Genomic DNA, 16,959 nt, shown 5'->3' with positions numbered 1-16,959 from the left:
GTTTCGTTTGTGTGTTGCTCTCTCAAGCGACTAGATCATCTTACCATTATTTCAGTATCGATGTCAACAACTTTTTTTCATTCATTTTTTGTTATGTCTGAAAGCTGTTTGCCGTTGTTTTTTGCAACGAGGAATAATATACCACGGTTCGAAGAAATTATGCAACCTTTTTAGCAAACTTTTTTAAAATTATTTTAAACGCTGTTTTGAATTGCTGAAAACATCTCTCGAAAATATGGTTATTTTATAGAAAATAAAAAACAGCTACGTTAATAGCTGCTTCCTTTGTACAGATAAACGAGTGCAATAGTACCCGGAATACCGAGTATTCCTGCTATCCCTGTTGTGACGGGATTCATAGGAACGTACCAGCCATAAGCTTGTCCATAACGATTCAAAATAAATAAAAGCGCCAGTCCAATCACCCACTTCGTGCTAAACCGCCATACCCACCTGAAAAACGGCTTTACACCAAAGGCCACCAGCAATGTCGCAAGAAGAAGGGTTCCTGCACCCCACAGCCAGACCATTCCTTCACCCCGATCCTATTAAGAAAACATCTTTATAGAAGAAAGATATGAAGGAACGCGTTATTTTATGACGATTTTGCGTTGACGGGCTTCTTTAAACAAATAAAAGTATTTTGCCTCGCAAAGCCGCTCCGCCGAGGCGGACTGGCCACTGACTTCGATACTTAGCTCAGCCATATTTTTTTGCTGTCGCCATTCATCTCTGGTCGCAGCCATCAGTTCAATTAGTTGATCATCAAATTCTTTTTTCAGCTTGCCTTTTTTTCGAAACAGCATCATTAAACTCCTTTATACGTCCCGTCGTCCTTCCAGCGCTTTGGATAAAGTGACTTCATCTGCATATTCCAGATCGCCTCCTACAGGAAGACCATGGGCTATGCGTGTCACTTTTATGCCTGAAGGCCGCAGCAGACGGGAAATATACATCGCAGTCGCTTCGCCTTCAATATTTGGATTTGTAGCCAAAATGACTTCTTTCACTGTTTCATCCTGCAGGCGTTTTAACAGATCGGGCACATTAATATCCTCAGGACCGATTCCATCCATTGGGGAAATGGCGCCATGGAGGACATGATAAAGACCTGTATACTCCCGCATTTTCTCCATCGCAATAACATCTTTTGGATCCTGCACGACACAAATGATGGACCGATCCCTTTTTTGATCCTCACAAATGTAACAGGGATCCTGATCTGTTATATGACCACAGACAGAGCAAAAACCAAGATTTCGCTTGGCGTTGACCAGGGCTTTTGCGAAATCAAGAACGGTATCTTCTTTCATACCTAATACAAAAAAGGCCAGACGAGCCGCTGTTTTCGGCCCGATCCCTGGCAATTTCATAAAGCTGTCTATCAGCTTTGATATAGGTTCCGGATAATGCATTTAAACTTGTCCCTTAAAACATTCCAGGGAGATTCATGCCCTTGGTGAATTGCCCCATGGTCGAATTGGTCAATTCGTCTGCAGCTTTGATCGCTTCATTTGTAGCAGCCACAACCAGATCCTGAAGCATTTCGATATCATCCGGGTCCACCACTTCTTCTTTAATCGTTACATCTAATATTTCTTTATGACCCGAAACAGTTACGCTGACCATTCCGCCGCCCGCTGTCCCTGTTAGACGCTTTTCGCCAAGCTCTTCCTGTGCCTGAGCCATTTGTTTTTGCATTTTTTGCATTTGCTTCATCATACCTTGCATATTTCCCATTCCACGCATCTTCATTACCTCCGAATTTTAGTCTTGAATATCAAGCAAATCTGAACCTACAAGCTTTCTTGCTTCTGCAATAAGTGGATCTTCTTTCTTCTTGCCATCTTCATCCGCTTGCTCTGATTGGTCCTGATGCTGTATAAAATCTTCCCTTATTGCCATCCACTGTTCTTCCGGTACGCCAATAATTGAATAAGTGGATCCTGTCAACTCTTCCAGAATGGATGGCATCGACTCAATTAACTTACTATTTTCCATTGCCATTTTGCAATGAATTTCATATTTAAATTTTAACACAAAAGCTTCCTGAGATGCTGCAACCGGCTCCGCTTCATTTAAAAGTGCGGTAAGGGAACGGAGCTGCTGCCGGTTCATGGACTCAAGCATGTCTCCCCAGCGGTTTTTAATTTGGGTAATATCATTTTTAGTAGCATTTTTAAGGACTTCCAGAATCCTGCCAACCGGCGCTTTAAAATCTTTTGTGCCTCTTGCAGTCTTTTTGGAAGGTGTGGACGCAGGTTCTGCAGAAGGCCCTGCCGGAACCCCCTCCTGCTTCATTTTCTTAAGTTCTCCCTCCAACTGCTGAACACGCTGGATCAGCCCCTGTATATCTGGCACCTGCTCTGCCGTAACCTGTTTTGGCGATCTTTCCGCATGACATAGCTTAATGGCGGCAACTTCCAGATAGGTTCTGGCATGATTGGTAAACTTCATTTCCTGCTGTGTTTTATTCAGTATATCGATATAAGCATACAGCTGCCCGCTTTCAAGCTCTTCAGATAATTGTTTAAATGCATCATCTGATAAAACCCGCTCCATGGATTCTTCTAAATGGGGGGCCGCTTTATAAAGCAGTAGATCACGGCTGTACAGAATCAAATCTTCTGTTAAACGAATCGGATCTTTTCCCTGCTGCAGCAGCTCATCAATGGTTTCAAGTGCTGAGGCCACATCCTGCTTATGAAGGGACTCAATTAATCGGGTCAACCGGTCCTGGCCGATTGAGCCGGTAACTGTGAGCGCGTCTTCGAGTGCCACTTTATCCTGACTGAAGGAAATGGCCTGATCAAGAAGACTGAGTGCGTCCCGCATTCCGCCTTCTGCAGCTCTTGCAATCACGTGCAGCGCTTTTTCGTCATATTTCACGCCGGATTGGTCTGCAATATGCAGCATACGGCCCACGATATCATGTGAAGTGATGCGTTTAAAATCAAAACGCTGACACCTTGAAATAATGGTTAAAGGAATTTTGTGAGGCTCAGTTGTTGCCAGAATAAAAATCACGTGTTTTGGCGGCTCTTCCAGGGTTTTGAGCAGGGCATTAAAGGCACCTGTTGAGAGCATATGCACCTCATCTACAATATACACCTTGAAACGCCCTTCATTCGGCGCGTATTTTACTTTGTCGCGGATGTCCCTTATTTCATCGACTCCGTTGTTGGATGCTGCATCAAGTTCAATGACATCGGGGATCGACCCATCTGTTATCCCCTTACAAATGGTGCATTCATTGCATGGCTCGGCAATTGGAGCATGTTCACAATTTACTGCTTTAGCCAATATTTTGGCAGCACTTGTTTTTCCCGTTCCACGCGGGCCGGAAAACAAGTAAGCGTGTGAGATTTTTTCCTGCAGCAGGGCATTTTGCAATGTCTTGGTCACATGCTGCTGACCTACGACATCAGCAAATTCCTGCGGACGCCACACACGATATAACGCTTGGTATGCCATGCTTTCCCTCCCTCTCTTTACTGCGGAAGCGGCTTTTGTTAAATAAGTATGGTATAAAACGGTCCTGCACTTTTTTTGCAGAGAGCGCTTTTCTTAAGTATAACGCAATCGGCCGCGCCGCAAAACGTCATCCTTAAAAAAAGGCAAGAAAAAACCCACTCAGCACAATGTGAGCGGGTGTTATAAATAAATTAAACTGCCGTGCACCTTCTGTCGACTGACAGCCATAAGCGTTACTCCTGCAGTTAGCTCGGTTCAGGCGATCCTGCGGCACATGAGAGGTTTCACTTAATGCTGCTTCCTTCCGGACCTGACATGGTTCATGAATTCCCATTGCGCAGGACCCAAACGTCAACACCACTTACAGAAGGCAGACCCTACAGCATGTACAGCCTCGAGAAGGGATTCAGTTTCGCTAGAGCGGATTGCGAATACAGGGCACCGCTAATTCCCCACCTAGCACGGCAAATATGAGACCAGTAATCATTTGCGTTTTTTGACGACGCAAGAATGAGTATACTATGTTCTGAATCAAAAATCAATCCTCAACCCTAAAGCTTTATTCCTGACCCATCTCTCTGCGCTTTGCCGCTTGTTTCAATGCTTTTTTTTCTTCACGAAGCTCCTTAAAAAATGAGGAAAGCAACTGTCCGCATTCTTCTCTCAAAACGCCTGACACCACTTCACTGCGATGATTGAACCGTTCATCTTCGAGCAGATTCATTAAACTTCCCGCACAGCCAGCCTTGGGGTCGGGTGCTCCGTATACAACGCGGTCGATTCTTGAGAGCAGGATAGCCCCGCTGCACATCGGACACGGCTCAAGCGTGACATACAGCGAAGCATTTTCAAGCCGCCAGCTGCCCGTTTTTTCACACGCCTGTTCGATGGCTAACAGCTCCGCATGAGTGACGGCATTTTGTGTCGTTTCCCGAAGATTATAGGCTGAGGCAATCACTTCGCCATTTTGTACAATCACTGCTCCTATAGGGACTTCTCTTAATTCGCGTGCTTTTTGTGCTTGTTGGATTGCCTTCTTCATCCAATATTCGTCCTGCTCAGACATGAAATCTGTCGCCACCCTTTTCTCATTTTTTCTTTGCTCTTATCATACAGTAAGTGAGGGAAATGCGTAAGCGGGGATCCGTCTGTTACGAAATCTGCTTTAAAAGGAGCGTTTTATGCAAATACATGTGGTACAGCAAGGAGAAACCCTTTTCACCATTGGAAGCATATACTCCACAGCCCCTCAGTCAATCGCTGACGCCAATCAGCTCCCTAACCCGGACCGCCTTGTACAGGGACAGGCGCTTGTTATCCCGATCGTTGGCAGATATTATTTTGTGCAGCCGGGCGACAGTCTTTTTTCCATTGCCCAGCAGTTTGGTATTTCCTATCAGGAACTGGCCAGCATAAATGGCATTTCCCCGGAGCAGCCGCTTGCTGTCGGATGGAGGCTTTATATTCCTCCTGCACCAAAAGTGACAGCAGAGTTTAATGCGTATGTTGAGCCGTTTGGCAGCGAAGTAACCCAGGAGCTGCAGGCCCGCACCCGCGAAGCAGCTCCGTACTTAACCTATCTGGCCCCTTTTAGTTTTGAGGTAAAGCGTGACGGATCACTTGAAGATCCCCCGCTTGCTCCATTTCCTGCAATCGCTGAGGCTAACCGGAATATTTTAATGATGGTGATTACCAATCTCGAGGATGGCGCGTTCAGTGATGAACTGGGAAGAATTATTTTAACCGATACAGCGATACAGGATACCCTGCTCGACAATATTGTTCAAAAAGCGAAAGAGTACGGATTCCGGGATATTCATTTTGATTTTGAATATCTGCGCCCTGCTGACCGCGAAGCGTATGTTACGTTTTTAAAGAAAGCAAAGGAACGGTTCGCTCAAGAGGGCTGGCTGCTGTCCGCTGCACTTGCCCCAAAAACCAGCGCCGATCAAAAAGGGAAATGGTATGAAGCGCATGATTATAAGGCGATCGGAGAAGTGGTGGATTTTGTTGTCATTATGACGTATGAATGGGGATACAGCGGGGGCCCTGCTCAGGCAGTATCGCCAATCGGTCCTGTCCGCCGGGTGCTCGAATATGCTTTAACTGAAATGCCCCCACAAAAAGTCATGATGGGACAAAATCTCTATGGATATGACTGGACACTTCCCTTTGAAGAAGGCACCCAAGCCCGGGCGATCAGTCCCCAGCAGGCTATTCAGATCGCCGCAGCCCAGGGAGTGCCGATTCAATATGATCAAAAAGCACAAGCACCCTTTATTGAATACACAACAAACGGAACGGATCATATTATCTGGTTTGAGGATGCAAGGTCCATTCAGGCAAAATTTGATTTGTTAAAGGAACTGAATCTCAGGGGAATGAGCTATTGGAAACTCGGTCTTCCATTCCCTCAGAATTGGCTTCTTCTCAATGACCAATTTGATATTGTTAAACAGTAATGGTCTTTTATTGATATTAGGACAAAACTGAAAAAAGTTTTAGAAAGAGGATATATTTATGAATAATAGTAGGTGAGCGGAGCGGAAGGTGGCGACTCCTGCAGGACGTGACGGCAAGCTGAGACCTCCGCAAGGCACAGCCTGAGGAGGGCTCAGCGCCGTCCCTGCGGAAAGCGTCCGCCTGAAGCGAAGTGAACCGGTCGTAGAGCTTGAGACATTTTTGTCCCAGGCTCTTTTTCCTTTTTTAACAGCTATTCCTTACACTAGCCATATGGTACAATAACGGTTGTCATTATGACCGAAATCATCCTAAGGAGGGAACGAGAATGACCAACGTTCCGTTCATAACCGTTGAAGGACCTATTGGCGTCGGAAAGACCTCTCTTGCCAAAGCACTTTCTTCACATTTTCAGTTTCATCTGCTAAAAGAAATAGTGGACGAAAATCCATTTCTAAATAAGTTTTATGACAATATTGATGAGTGGAGCTTTCAAACCGAAATGTTCTTTCTCTGCAATCGGTACAAGCAGCTGAGTGATATGCAGCGGCTCTTCATCGAAAACAGGAAACCTGTAGCTGCAGATTATCATATTTTTAAAAACCTCATCTTTGCCAAGCGCACGCTGCAGCCGGAAGAGTACAAAAAGTATTTGGAAATCTACAGAATACTGACAGCGGATATGCCTAAGCCAAATGTCGTCATTTACTTGCACGCCAGCTTAGAAACCCTTCTTAAACGAATTGAGATGCGCGGCCGTACGTTTGAGAAAAATATGAGTCCCCTCTATTTAGAACAGCTCGCAGCGGATTATGATGAGTTTATTTTCCACTTTGAACAAACGCATCCTGAAATTCCTGTGATCCGAATAAACGGAGATGACACAGATTTCGTCCGGAATCAGCAGGATCTAAACGCCATTTTAAAACAAGTGGAAGAATCTTTACCTAAAAGGAGTACAACCCATGAACGCACGTGAAAAATACGGAATTCCAAAAGATGCAGTGATAACGATTGCCGGTACAGTAGGTGTAGGAAAATCCACGATGACACGAACGCTTGCCGAACAACTCCAATTTCGCACATCCTTTGAAAAAGTCGAAGCGAATCCTTACCTAGATAAGTTCTACAAGGACTTTGAGAAATGGAGCTTCCATTTACAGGTCTACTTCCTCGCTGAACGATTTAAAGAACAAAAACGCATGTTTGAATATGGCGGAGGCTTTATACAGGACCGCTCAATCTACGAAGATACGGGCATATTCGCCAAAATGCATTATGAAAAAGGCACCATGTCACCCGTAGATTACGAAACATATACAAGCTTGTTTGAAGCGATGGTCATGACACCGTACTTCCCTCATCCAAATCTATTAATTTATCTGGAAGGATCTTTGGACAGCATCCTTGACCGCATCCAAAAACGCGGCCGGCCGATGGAACAGGAAACGCCTCTTGCCTATTGGGAGGAAATGCACCAACGGTATGAAAACTGGATCAATTCCTTTAATGCATGCCCGGTCCTTCGCCTGGATATTAATGATTACGATCTTGTTCAGGATCCATCATCCATTGATCCGATTCTCGAAAAAGTCGGATCCTTTATCCAGCAGACTGCTTTGTTAAAAAAATAGTAAGAGGTGAGCGGAGCGGAAGCGCGAACCGTTCGAAGAGCTTGAGACCCTTTGTCTCAGGCTTTTTTTATTTTTTACCTGCAGGTGCAATACGCCTCAAGTCCTACAAAAAGATCATTCCGCCGTTTGTAGTAAAAACAAACTTTTCCATATATGATTATGGTAATCAAGAAAACAACGGAGGGCTGGTATGGTAAAAAACAGTTTAGCCATTTTATTAATTGCAGGGGCACTAATTTTTTTATATGTGAATTTTAATGAGTTTTGGCCATGGAGTGCATCAGGAGCAGCAAAGCAGGAGGCAAAAGTAGACGAGGGCACTGAATCGGTAAAACTCAACGTTTCAAGTGTAAACACAAAGATTGTACCGGTTGATTCAGACAGCATTCGGGTGGAAGGAACAAAGAAGCACGACATAAAGGTAAAAGAAGGAAGAAAATCCATTGAAATAACCATCAAGCAAAAAGGATTTAGATTTTTTCAATTCAATTCTGACCAAACAACCGCAACAGTCTATCTGCCCCAAAAATATGCAAAAGAGCTTCAATTGGACATTGGATCCGGAGAAATTGACACCACAGCATACACTTCATCCAATCCCCTGATTCTCTCATCCGTTTCTGTGAAAATGGGGTCTGGAGATGTGATGATCGGGGCTCTTGATGCCAAAGAGTTTTCTTATAATGGATCGTCCGGAGAAGCCGTAATCGAAAAATTATCCACGGAAAATGGAAACTTTAATTTAAGCTCCGGGGATCTCACGGTTTCACACTATGAGGGTCCGTTTAAAGCAGACGTTTCTTCCGGGGAACTGAATGCAGGCTTTACAGAACTTTCTGGTGAAATAGATGTGTCGGTCAGTTCAGGGGATGTGAATCTGGACCTGCCGGATAACGCGGATTTCACTTTGAAAGGAAAAGTAAGCAGCGGGGATCTCTTCAATGAATTCCCTCTCGATAACGCAAAGATGACAGACCGTGTGTCAGAAGGAACTCACGGCAAAGGAACTCATCTGATTAAAGTCAAGGTCAGCAGCGGAGATTTCACTCTTTATTAATGCTATCGATTTTTACTCAAGAGTAATATAGAATGCCCCAGGGTTTTATTACTGGGGCATTCCATTTAAATTATGTTTAGGCTTCTGGTTTCCGCTGAGAACATAGAGAAAAACCACCGCAAATCTGCGGTGGTTTTCAATTCTCCAATATTTATGCGCGTAAGTTTTAAAGTTAAAATTATGGAGGAGGAAGAGGGATTCGAACCCCCGCGGGATTTGACTCCCCTGTCGGTTTTCAAGACCGATCCCTTCAGCCAAACTTGGGTATTCCTCCGTGTCGACAAGAATTATAATACCACGCATTCTAAAAAGCGTCAATCTTTTTTATACATTTTTTTAAAATCTCTCTGTTTAGAAAGAGGTCGATCTTTCTCAAGTAGGATATCCCTTAATCAACCTCTCTATGTACAGAAAGACAAAATAGAAAAATCACGAATGAAACTACGCTTGGCGGCTGCGTCGATACTGCCATTGTTTCCACTGAAAACGAATGAAACATCCTATACAAAAGCCAAGGACTGCTACAAAAGCCGCTGAAACGACCATGATTGTAAAAACGTATCCTGCGGCATTCCATCCGACCATAAAAGAGAAGAAGCCTCCTGCCAAACAAAAGGATGCTATAGTCTGATTAAATTTCTGATCGCTTTTATCTTCAGGAATGTACGTATTTAATGGTTTTCTTAAGAAGTTTTTTGCTATACGCATAACCGGATTAAAATCAAAGAAGATCCCGCCTAATCCGGCAGCCAGTGGAAGAAGCAGCAGCCAGTAAAAACCTGTTATCCACGTTAAAATGACGGATAGTATAATGGTCCATTGATTCACCCGGACTAGCGGTCGCGGTACAGATCCTGTTGTAACAGTTGCCGTCATCAAAATCCCACCTTTCCACTCTGAATACTTCTATCCTATGTCAGGTAGCTGAAAAGGTCAATAATACTGATTTAAAAAGAGGCTTGGGACAAAAGTGTCCCAGCCTCTCCCAAGATAAAGCAATCCTTACTTTTGGATAATTTTTTTGCCGCCCATATAAGGCTGTAAAACTTCAGGCACCAGGATGCTGCCATCCTCCTGCTGGTAGTTCTCCAATATAGCAGCTACGGTCCGTCCAATGGCAAGGCCGCTTCCATTTAATGTGTGAACATGCTCCGGTTTTGCATTTGGTTCTCGGCGGAAACGAATATTAGCCCGTCGCGCCTGGAAGTCTTCAAAATTACTGCAAGAAGAAATTTCGCGGTAGCTCTCATAGCTTGGGATCCATACTTCAATATCGTATTTTTTTGCCGCTGTAAAGCCAAGATCAGCTGTACACATGCTTAACACACGATAAGGCAGTTCTAGCAGCTGAAGAACTTTTTCAGCATGACCGGTTAATTCTTCGAGCGTGTCGTAAGAATCCTCAGGCTTTGCAAAGCGCACAAGCTCCACTTTATTAAATTGGTGCTGACGGATCAGCCCTCTTGTGTCACGGCCGGCAGACCCAGCTTCAGAACGGAAATTTGCGCTGTATGCAGCATAGGCTTTCGGCAATTCTTCAGCACGTAATATTTCATCGCGATGATAATTTGTTACCGGTACCTCTGAGGTTGGAATTAAGAAATAATCCTCTTCATCAATCCGAAACGCATCTTCTTCAAATTTTGGCAGCTGGCCTGTTCCCGTCATACTTGTACGGTTCACAAGATATGGAGGAAGCATTTCTTCATACCCATGCTGGTCCTGATGAAGATCCATCATAAAGTTAATTAAAGCACGCTCTAAACGAGCACCTGCGCCCTTATAGAAAACAAAACGGCTTCCGGTAACTTTTGCGGCACGTTCAAAGTCAAGCATGCCTAAATTCACTGCAAGATCCCAATGAGGCTGAGCTTCAAATTCGAAAGAAGGAAGCTCTCCCCATTTTCTCACTTCCACATTGTCATCCTCTGTTTCTCCAACCGGTACACTTTCATGCGGTACATTCGGAATGGAAAGCAGAAGGGCCTCCAGCTTTTCTTCCACGACCCGCAGACGGTCATCAATTTCTTTAATTTCGTCTCCAAGACTGCGAGTTTCTGCGATAACGGCATCTGCATTCTTTTTCTCGCGCTTCATTTGAGCAATCTGTTGAGAGACTTCATTTCGCCGGCTTTTCTTTTCTTCACTTTTTACAATCAGGTCCCGACGTTCACGGTCTAAATCCTGAAACTGATCAAAATCGCCTAAATCCTCTCCACGGTGAGCCATTTTTTCTTTAATTTCATCAAATTCATTGCGCAGCCTTTTTAAATCCAGCATGTTTGTTTCCTCCTTTTATAATTGTCTCTCGTGCAGGAATGCAGAGAATTTACTGATATCCAGCTCCAACGGGCAGCTCCTCGGATCGTAAGCCGCTCCACCATGCAGGCAAAAAGCGCCTGCTTGGCAGATCGTCTTACGTCTGTCGGAGCTTAACGCCCGTTTCCGCTTTTAAGTATAAAAAACAAAAAAACCCCCATCCCTTTGTAAAAAGGGACGAGAGTTAATGCCCGCGTTACCACCCTGATTGAAGATAAAAAGCATCTTCCGCTCATGACCTAACGGCGTCGACCGGAAAAGCTTACTGGTACGTTCAGCTCTTCACTCCAGAATGGATTCACAACATCCTTTTGCCGATTCACACCATCCACCGGCTCTCTTAGAAAAGGGATCAGTTGTTACTACTTTCCGTCATTGTTTTGACGTTGTGTAATTATCGATAAAGATACTATATTCGTCTCCGAATATCAATACTTTTATACAGAAACCGGTGCAGATTCGACCATTTCAACAAAATATTTTGTCAATCGGTGATCCTCTGTCAGCTCGGGATGAAATGAACAGCCTAAAAACTGTCCGTCTCTTGCTAAGACGATCCGGTCATTATGCATCGCAAGCACTTGTGTTGACGGGCCTGCTGATACAATATGTGGTGCGCGGATAAACACTGCGTTATACGGCTCTTCTAATCCGGTCACATTTAAATTCGATTCAAAGCTTTCTTTTTGACGACCGAATGAATTGCGCTCTACGAGTACATCCATGACCCCTAAATGCGGTTCATCATATCCTACGAGGTCTTTTGCCAGCAGGATTAGACCTGCGCATGTGCCGAACATGGGTTTTCCCGCTTCAGCAAATGCCTTCATCGGCTCCATAAACCCGTATAAATCAATTAATCTGCGCATAGTCGTACTTTCACCGCCAGGCATGATGAGTCCGTCTACCTGATCAAGCTGTTCTGCTTTTTTTATCACGAGGGCATTTGCGCCGCATGCTTCAATGGATCTGACATGCTCGCGTACGGCCCCTTGCAAACCAAGTACTCCGATGGTTGTCATAATAAGCTCAACCCTTTCTTACCAACCGCGCTCCTGCATACGGTCTTCTAATGATAGTGAAGAGATTTCCATCCCTTTCATCGCTGAACCAAGTTCTTTTGAGATTTTAGCAATTAATTCATAATCCTGATAATGAGTGGTCGCCTGTACGATAGCACGAGCGAATTTTTCAGGGTTATCCGATTTAAAGATTCCTGATCCGACAAATACGCCGTCAGCTCCAAGCTCCATCATTAATGCGGCATCTGAAGGAGTTGCTACACCGCCAGCTGCAAAATTTACGACCGGCAAACGGCCAAGTTCTTTAATTTCAAGAAGAAGCTCAAAAGGTGCGCCAAGCAGCTTTGCTTCTGTCATAATTTCATCTTTCGTCATGTGAACGACTCTGCGCACCTGTGCATTTACTTTACGCAAATGACGAACGGCTTCCACGATATTGCCCGTTCCAGGCTCCCCTTTTGTACGAAGCATTGCGGCCCCTTCTCCAATACGGCGAGTTGCTTCTCCAAGATCACGGCATCCGCATACAAATGGAACAGTAAAATCGGATTTTAACAAATGATATTCTTCATCTGCCGGAGTTAATACTTCACTTTCATCAATATAATCAACGCCCATTGATTCCAATACGCGTGCTTCTGTAATATGTCCAATACGTGCTTTTGCCATAACCGGGATACTAACCGCGTTCATTACCTCTTCTACTATACGCGGGTCAGCCATACGCGCTACTCCGCCTGCTGCACGAATATCAGATGGAACACGCTCAAGTGCCATAACAGCTACCGCGCCTGCTTCCTCTGCTAGTTTTGCCTGCTCTGCATTTACAACGTCCATGATGACGCCGCCTTTTTGCATTTCTGCCATTCCTCGCTTAACACGATCCGTACCTGTATTCATAACAAAAAGCCTCCTTTGGATTACGTAAAACCTTTATCTTTACTAGTGATCTAGTGGAAGTGGCAAAAAATTGCACCTATTTCCTCGGAATTATATTATCCCATTCTTTATAATTACTAAAAAAGCACCTCCTGTCAAGACAAGAGATACTTTCTTTTCAGAATCTTTTTTGAATTAGAACCAACCTTTTACAGTTGACGTAACGGTCTCCCACAGGTTACCGAAAAAACCTCCAACTGCGCGCATGCTTAAAACAAACCAATTGGCCTTTTGCACACTTTCTGTAGTGACAACATCCACCTGCATCGAAGAGGACATGCTATTATCTAAAAATCCTAAATCATCTTCTCCTAAATTCAATCCAAGCTTTCCGACAACCTCTCCTTCTTCTACAGGAGCCGTGAGCTTGCCTTCCTCATTTAAGAGCTCTTCATCTAAAGACAAAACAGGTTCCGAAGCGGTTTCTTCACCCTCTTTTACAACCATCTGAATAGGATCTTGTGACTGGATGCTTACTGTATCTTCTTTCCCTTTAGTTACCTCAAGTGATTCCTGTCCTTCAATTGTATAATCGCCGGGAACCATTTCCTGCAATGAAAACTGGTCGAATCCATAATCAAAAAGGTCAGCTGTAGCGCTAAAACGGGCTTCATACGAACCAACACCGTTATCATCTGTCGCATTCATGACAACAGAAATTAAGCGCATATCCTCTCTTTTTGCTGTTCCTGTAAATGTGTAGCCTGCAAAATCTGTCGTTCCGGTTTTAATTCCATCTGCTCCTTCGTATTCAAAAACGAGCGATTCAAGCATGAAATTCCAGTTCTGCATTTCCGTTGCATCTTCTGTACCTTCACGGAATGTTTTCTTTGCAATGCCTGCGGTATCCAGTACTTCTGGGAAATCCTTCAGGAGACGATTTGCAAGCTTGGCTGTAGAACGTGCAGACATGGCATTCTCTTCATCTGCACCCGTGTTTTCAGGGTGATACCCCTTCATATCCGCATTATTTAAGCCGGAAGAATTCACAAAACGGTATTCATCTAAACCAAGTTCTCCTGCTTTTTCATTCATCATAGTAACAAATTCTGCTTCCGATCCTGCAATGGTTTCGGCAATTGCAATCGTAGCTGCATTCGCAGAATAAATAACCATCGCTTCATATAATTCCTGAATCGTATATTGTTCTCCATTTCGCAATGGAACGTTGCTTAATGAAGTATCCTGTGAAATTTCGTATGTTTTATCCGTTACTGTGTATTGGTCATCCCACGACACAGTTCCTTCTGCAATGGCTTCATGCAATAAGTACTCGGTCATCATCTTCGTCATGCTCGCTACACCTAAAAGAGCATCGGCATTGTCTTCGTATAATACTTTTCCGGTAGATGCTTCAATCAAAATTGCCGCATCTAGATTCCAATCTGTTACTTCTTCTGCTGCTAAAGACGTGTTTGCAAAAGCACCGCTGCCAACAAAAAGTACCAACGCAAGCAAGGAAGCGGCTGTACTTCTAACCCATTTTCTTTTCACTTTACTAATACCTCCAACTAAATATGTACACTTCTGTCATTTTATCATACCTGTTTCCCGAAAAATAGAGAGAGAATAGGACTGTTAGGTGAACAAAAAGCAGGACTTCAGTAAGGTTAGATCTTTTCTCATAGTTAAATAAAAAAAGAACTTCCAGGATCGGAAGTTCTCTTCTTATGATAATTATAGTGAATAGTTTGGTGCTTCTTTCGTAATTTGCACATCATGTGGATGACTTTCACGCAAACCTGCGCCCGTCATACGGATAAATTGAGCGTGTTCACGAAGATCATACATATTTTGAGATCCACAGTATCCCATGCCGCTTCTTATTCCTCCTACCAGCTGATACACGGTATCAGCGAGTGGTCCTTTGTATGGTGTTCGTCCTTCAATTCCTTCAGGCACCAACTTTTTTGCGTCTTCCTGGAAATAACGATCTTTTGATCCTTTTTCCATCGCACCCATCGAACCCATTCCACGGTAAACTTTAAAACGTCTTCCCTGGAAGATTTCTGTTTCTCCCGGGCTTTCTGTCGTACCCGCCAGTAAGCTTCCAAGCATAACAGCATGACCGCCTGCTGCAAGAGCTTTAACGATGTCTCCAGAATATTTGATGCCGCCATCGGCAATAATAGACTTACCATGCTTGCGGGCTTCTGTAGCACAATCATACACTGCCGTAATTTGAGGGACACCAACACCTGCAACTACACGCGTCGTACAAATGGAACCTGGGCCTATTCCCACTTTAACTACATCTGCACCGGCTTCAATAAGTGCCTTTGTTCCTTCAGCAGTGGCTACATTTCCAGCAATGATTGCGACATTCTGAAAGGAGTCACGAATCAGCTTAATCGTTTCAAGGACACCTTTTGAATGTCCGTGCGCCGTATCAATGACTAGAGCATCCACTCCTGCTTTGACCAGCTGTTCTACTCTCTTTACAGCATCGGCTGTTACGCCGACAGAAGCAGCTACAAGCAGTCTGCCCTTTTCATCTTTAGCTGAATTCGGGAATTCAATTACCTTTTCAATATCCTTGATGGTAATCAGCCCTTTTAATATGCCAGTTTCATCAACTAAAGGAAGCTTTTCTATTTTATACTTTTGTAAAATTTGTTCTGCTTCATTAAGAGTCGTACCTACAGCAGCTGTAACCAATTTTTCTTTTGTCATGACTTCATCAATTTTCATGGAGTAATCCTGGATAAAGCGCATGTCGCGGTTTGTAATAATGCCAACAAGCTTTTGCTCGTCCATATCGTTTACAATCGGCACACCGGAGATACGGTACTTGCCCATTAAGTGCTCTGCATCATACACCTGGTGATCAGGAGTTAAGAAAAATGGATCTGTGATCACACCGCTCTCAGAACGTTTTACCTGCTCCACCTGCTCAGCCTGAGCCTCAATGCTCATATTTTTATGGATGACGCCCAGCCCGCCTGTACGAGCCATGGCAATTGCCATTTTCGCTTCTGTCACTGTATCCATGCCAGCACTAATGAGTGGAACATTTAACTTGATTTTCTCTGTCAGTTCTACTGAAAGCTCAACATCTCTGGGCAAAACCTCTGACTTCGCCGGGATCAACAATACATCATCAAACGTCAAGCCTTCTTTAGCAAACTTAGTTTCCCACATCATTATGATTCCTCCTGGTCAGAAAAATATTATTGTAAGGTTATCAGTCACCTCTACCCCTGTCAAGACGGTTAACAAATGTTAGATTATTATGAATAATCGGGAGGATCGCCTCTATGTCAACAATCTTTAACTGGAATCGCTACTTGCCCTATTACTCCAGATCCGAAATCAGGCTCTTTTTATCTAAAGAATATACACGATTAAATTATCCTCATGCTGACAAGCACGCCCAGCAGCGCCATACATCCTTCTGCTATCACATCGAGCATGCAGAAGCTTTTTATATTCAATCAAATGAATCTCCTACTATTATTCAGCCTTTGCTCCAATTCTATGGTCTATCCCATTTAGTGAAGGCTTGTCTGATTACAAAGGATCCTTATTACCCATCCAACACTTCTCAGCTGGCACACGGAGTATCTTCGAGAAAAAAGAAAAAAAGCAATTACTCATTTCTTGAGGATACGGTCAAAATACAGAAAAATGGTCTGTTTCCAACTTTATCTTCCCTGCTGTTTCACGTGGAACATTTAGAAAATCTTACATTTTCCATGCAGGATTTACTGCTTCTTCTTGAAAATGACGCACAGCAGCAGCCACTCAATCCCATTCAATGTCATTTTCTTCTTTTATATAATCTAAGTATGATTGCACGATATGAAACGGAATGGTGGGGCAATTGCACAATGTTCAAAGAAACAGAAGACTATTCAATCATCAGAAGCTTTCTTCATCTGTCTTCTCATTATGCTCCACAGGCTATATTGGAATTTTTAAATGAAAGCAGCAGTAAATTACAATAAGAAATATCGGACCTTGATTATGTACTCAACAAAAAAAGCCATTCCCCAAAGGGAATGACTCTTTTTTTTAGTGCCTAGCGACGTCCTACTCTCACAGGGGGAGACCC

17 protein-coding genes, 1 tRNA gene, 1 other RNA gene and 1 other annotated feature are annotated in these 16,959 nt (G+C 43.8%); of the genes, 5 read left to right on the top strand and 14 right to left on the bottom strand.

Going from position 1 to position 16,959, the window contains the following annotated elements; all coding sequences use genetic code 11:
- Window positions 1–269: 269 nt before the first annotated feature.
- The 7 genes from P6709_RS19650 to tadA form a co-directional block, all read right to left on the bottom strand.
- Window positions 270–530 (bottom strand): pro-sigmaK processing inhibitor BofA family protein, encoded by a 261-nt coding sequence (locus P6709_RS19650; RefSeq protein ID WP_278242610.1) that lies wholly within the window; start codon window positions 528–530, stop codon window positions 270–272.
- 60 nt (window positions 531–590) lie between these two features.
- On the bottom strand, window positions 591–806 hold the full coding sequence (locus P6709_RS19645; RefSeq protein ID WP_278242609.1) for a YaaL family protein: 216 nt from the start codon (window positions 804–806) through the stop codon (window positions 591–593).
- A 12-nt stretch (window positions 807–818) separates the two neighbouring features.
- Window positions 819–1,415 (bottom strand): recombination mediator RecR, encoded by a 597-nt coding sequence (gene recR, locus P6709_RS19640; protein WP_278242608.1) that lies wholly within the window; start codon window positions 1,413–1,415, stop codon window positions 819–821.
- Between the two features lie 13 nt (window positions 1,416–1,428).
- On the bottom strand, window positions 1,429–1,749 hold the full coding sequence (locus P6709_RS19635) for a YbaB/EbfC family nucleoid-associated protein (protein WP_278242607.1): 321 nt from the start codon (window positions 1,747–1,749) through the stop codon (window positions 1,429–1,431).
- A gap of 18 nt (window positions 1,750–1,767) precedes the next feature.
- Window positions 1,768–3,474, bottom strand: coding sequence for a DNA polymerase III subunit gamma/tau (gene dnaX / locus P6709_RS19630; protein ID WP_278242606.1), 1,707 nt, complete (start codon window positions 3,472–3,474; stop codon window positions 1,768–1,770).
- Window positions 3,475–3,673: 199 nt separating this feature from the next.
- Window positions 3,674–3,939, bottom strand: an RNA gene (ffs, locus tag P6709_RS19625) — signal recognition particle sRNA large type.
- Window positions 3,940–4,033: 94 nt separating this feature from the next.
- Window positions 4,034–4,540, bottom strand: a complete 507-nt coding sequence (gene tadA / locus P6709_RS19620; protein ID WP_278242605.1) for a tRNA adenosine(34) deaminase TadA — start codon at window positions 4,538–4,540, stop codon at window positions 4,034–4,036.
- A gap of 115 nt (window positions 4,541–4,655) precedes the next feature.
- Here tadA and P6709_RS19615 point away from each other — a divergent pair, with 115 nt between their 5' ends.
- The 4 genes from P6709_RS19615 (at window position 4,656) to P6709_RS19600 (ending at window position 8,625) form a co-directional block, all read left to right on the top strand.
- Window positions 4,656–5,936, top strand: coding sequence for a glycoside hydrolase family 18 protein (locus tag P6709_RS19615; protein WP_278242604.1), 1,281 nt, complete (start codon window positions 4,656–4,658; stop codon window positions 5,934–5,936).
- 326 nt (window positions 5,937–6,262) lie between these two features.
- On the top strand, window positions 6,263–6,913 hold the full coding sequence (locus P6709_RS19610; protein ID WP_278242603.1) for a deoxynucleoside kinase: 651 nt from the start codon (window positions 6,263–6,265) through the stop codon (window positions 6,911–6,913).
- Complete coding sequence (locus tag P6709_RS19605; protein WP_278242602.1) at window positions 6,900–7,568, top strand: deoxynucleoside kinase; 669 nt, start codon at window positions 6,900–6,902, stop codon at window positions 7,566–7,568. The genes P6709_RS19610 and P6709_RS19605 overlap by 14 nt, the downstream gene beginning before the upstream one ends.
- A gap of 190 nt (window positions 7,569–7,758) precedes the next feature.
- Window positions 7,759–8,625, top strand: a complete 867-nt coding sequence (locus P6709_RS19600) for a DUF4097 family beta strand repeat-containing protein (RefSeq protein ID WP_278242601.1) — start codon at window positions 7,759–7,761, stop codon at window positions 8,623–8,625.
- Between the two features lie 181 nt (window positions 8,626–8,806).
- Here the strand turns inward: P6709_RS19600 and P6709_RS19595 are convergent.
- The 7 genes from P6709_RS19595 to guaB all read right to left on the bottom strand — a co-directional run bounded on the left by P6709_RS19595 (window position 8,807) and on the right by guaB (window position 16,046).
- Window positions 8,807–8,899, bottom strand: a tRNA-Ser gene (locus P6709_RS19595).
- Between the two features lie 167 nt (window positions 8,900–9,066).
- Window positions 9,067–9,501 (bottom strand): DUF4395 domain-containing protein, encoded by a 435-nt coding sequence (locus tag P6709_RS19590; RefSeq protein ID WP_278242600.1) that lies wholly within the window; start codon window positions 9,499–9,501, stop codon window positions 9,067–9,069.
- Window positions 9,502–9,627: 126 nt separating this feature from the next.
- Window positions 9,628–10,905 carry a serine--tRNA ligase gene (gene serS / locus P6709_RS19585; protein ID WP_278242599.1) on the bottom strand — a complete coding sequence of 426 codons (1,278 nt, stop codon included), beginning with the start codon at window positions 10,903–10,905 and terminating at the stop codon, window positions 9,628–9,630.
- 209 nt (window positions 10,906–11,114) lie between these two features.
- Window positions 11,115–11,329, bottom strand: a binding site (T-box leader).
- Between the two features lie 52 nt (window positions 11,330–11,381).
- Window positions 11,382–11,966 (bottom strand): pyridoxal 5'-phosphate synthase glutaminase subunit PdxT, encoded by a 585-nt coding sequence (gene pdxT, locus P6709_RS19580; RefSeq protein ID WP_278242598.1) that lies wholly within the window; start codon window positions 11,964–11,966, stop codon window positions 11,382–11,384.
- 18 nt (window positions 11,967–11,984) lie between these two features.
- A complete protein-coding gene (gene pdxS, locus P6709_RS19575; protein WP_278242597.1) occupies window positions 11,985–12,866 on the bottom strand; it encodes a pyridoxal 5'-phosphate synthase lyase subunit PdxS in 882 nt (293 codons plus the stop codon).
- A gap of 174 nt (window positions 12,867–13,040) precedes the next feature.
- Window positions 13,041–14,399, bottom strand: a complete 1,359-nt coding sequence (locus P6709_RS19570; protein WP_278242596.1) for a D-alanyl-D-alanine carboxypeptidase family protein — start codon at window positions 14,397–14,399, stop codon at window positions 13,041–13,043.
- 183 nt (window positions 14,400–14,582) lie between these two features.
- Entirely contained in the window at window positions 14,583–16,046 is a 1,464-nt protein-coding gene (gene guaB, locus P6709_RS19565) for an IMP dehydrogenase (RefSeq protein WP_278242611.1), read from the bottom strand.
- A 116-nt stretch (window positions 16,047–16,162) separates the two neighbouring features.
- Here guaB and P6709_RS19560 point away from each other — a divergent pair, with 116 nt between their 5' ends.
- A complete protein-coding gene (locus tag P6709_RS19560) occupies window positions 16,163–16,852 on the top strand; it encodes a YaaC family protein (RefSeq protein ID WP_278242595.1) in 690 nt (229 codons plus the stop codon).
- Window positions 16,853–16,959: the final 107 nt, after the last annotated feature.

The sequence above is a fragment of the Jeotgalibacillus sp. ET6 genome (assembly GCF_029667115.1).
Classification (GTDB): Bacteria; Bacillota; Bacilli; order Bacillales; family Jeotgalibacillaceae; genus Jeotgalibacillus.
The sequence above is the reverse complement of the archived record's forward strand: the minus strand, read 5'-3'. Positions and strand labels throughout refer to the sequence as shown.

Coding starts and splice junctions, on each gene's coding strand:
- pdxS (WP_278242597.1), bottom strand. CDS start 12,866: ATGAATACAGGTACGGATCGTGTTAAGCGAGGAATGGCAGAAATGCAA.
- recR (WP_278242608.1), bottom strand. CDS start 1,415: ATGCATTATCCGGAACCTATATCAAAGCTGATAGACAGCTTTATGAAA.
- dnaX (WP_278242606.1), bottom strand. CDS start 3,474: ATGGCATACCAAGCGTTATATCGTGTGTGGCGTCCGCAGGAATTTGCT.
- serS (WP_278242599.1), bottom strand. CDS start 10,905: ATGCTGGATTTAAAAAGGCTGCGCAATGAATTTGATGAAATTAAAGAA.
- P6709_RS19600 (WP_278242601.1), top strand. CDS start 7,759: ATGGTAAAAAACAGTTTAGCCATTTTATTAATTGCAGGGGCACTAATT.
- P6709_RS19635 (WP_278242607.1), bottom strand. CDS start 1,749: ATGCGTGGAATGGGAAATATGCAAGGTATGATGAAGCAAATGCAAAAA.
- pdxT (WP_278242598.1), bottom strand. CDS start 11,966: ATGACAACCATCGGAGTACTTGGTTTGCAAGGGGCCGTACGCGAGCAT.
- P6709_RS19650 (WP_278242610.1), bottom strand. CDS start 530: ATGGTCTGGCTGTGGGGTGCAGGAACCCTTCTTCTTGCGACATTGCTG.
- P6709_RS19610 (WP_278242603.1), top strand. CDS start 6,263: ATGACCAACGTTCCGTTCATAACCGTTGAAGGACCTATTGGCGTCGGA.
- P6709_RS19605 (WP_278242602.1), top strand. CDS start 6,900: ATGAACGCACGTGAAAAATACGGAATTCCAAAAGATGCAGTGATAACG.
- tadA (WP_278242605.1), bottom strand. CDS start 4,540: ATGTCTGAGCAGGACGAATATTGGATGAAGAAGGCAATCCAACAAGCA.
- P6709_RS19560 (WP_278242595.1), top strand. CDS start 16,163: ATGTCAACAATCTTTAACTGGAATCGCTACTTGCCCTATTACTCCAGA.
- P6709_RS19645 (WP_278242609.1), bottom strand. CDS start 806: ATGCTGTTTCGAAAAAAAGGCAAGCTGAAAAAAGAATTTGATGATCAA.
- P6709_RS19590 (WP_278242600.1), bottom strand. CDS start 9,501: ATGACGGCAACTGTTACAACAGGATCTGTACCGCGACCGCTAGTCCGG.
- P6709_RS19615 (WP_278242604.1), top strand. CDS start 4,656: ATGCAAATACATGTGGTACAGCAAGGAGAAACCCTTTTCACCATTGGA.
- guaB (WP_278242611.1), bottom strand. CDS start 16,046: ATGTGGGAAACTAAGTTTGCTAAAGAAGGCTTGACGTTTGATGATGTA.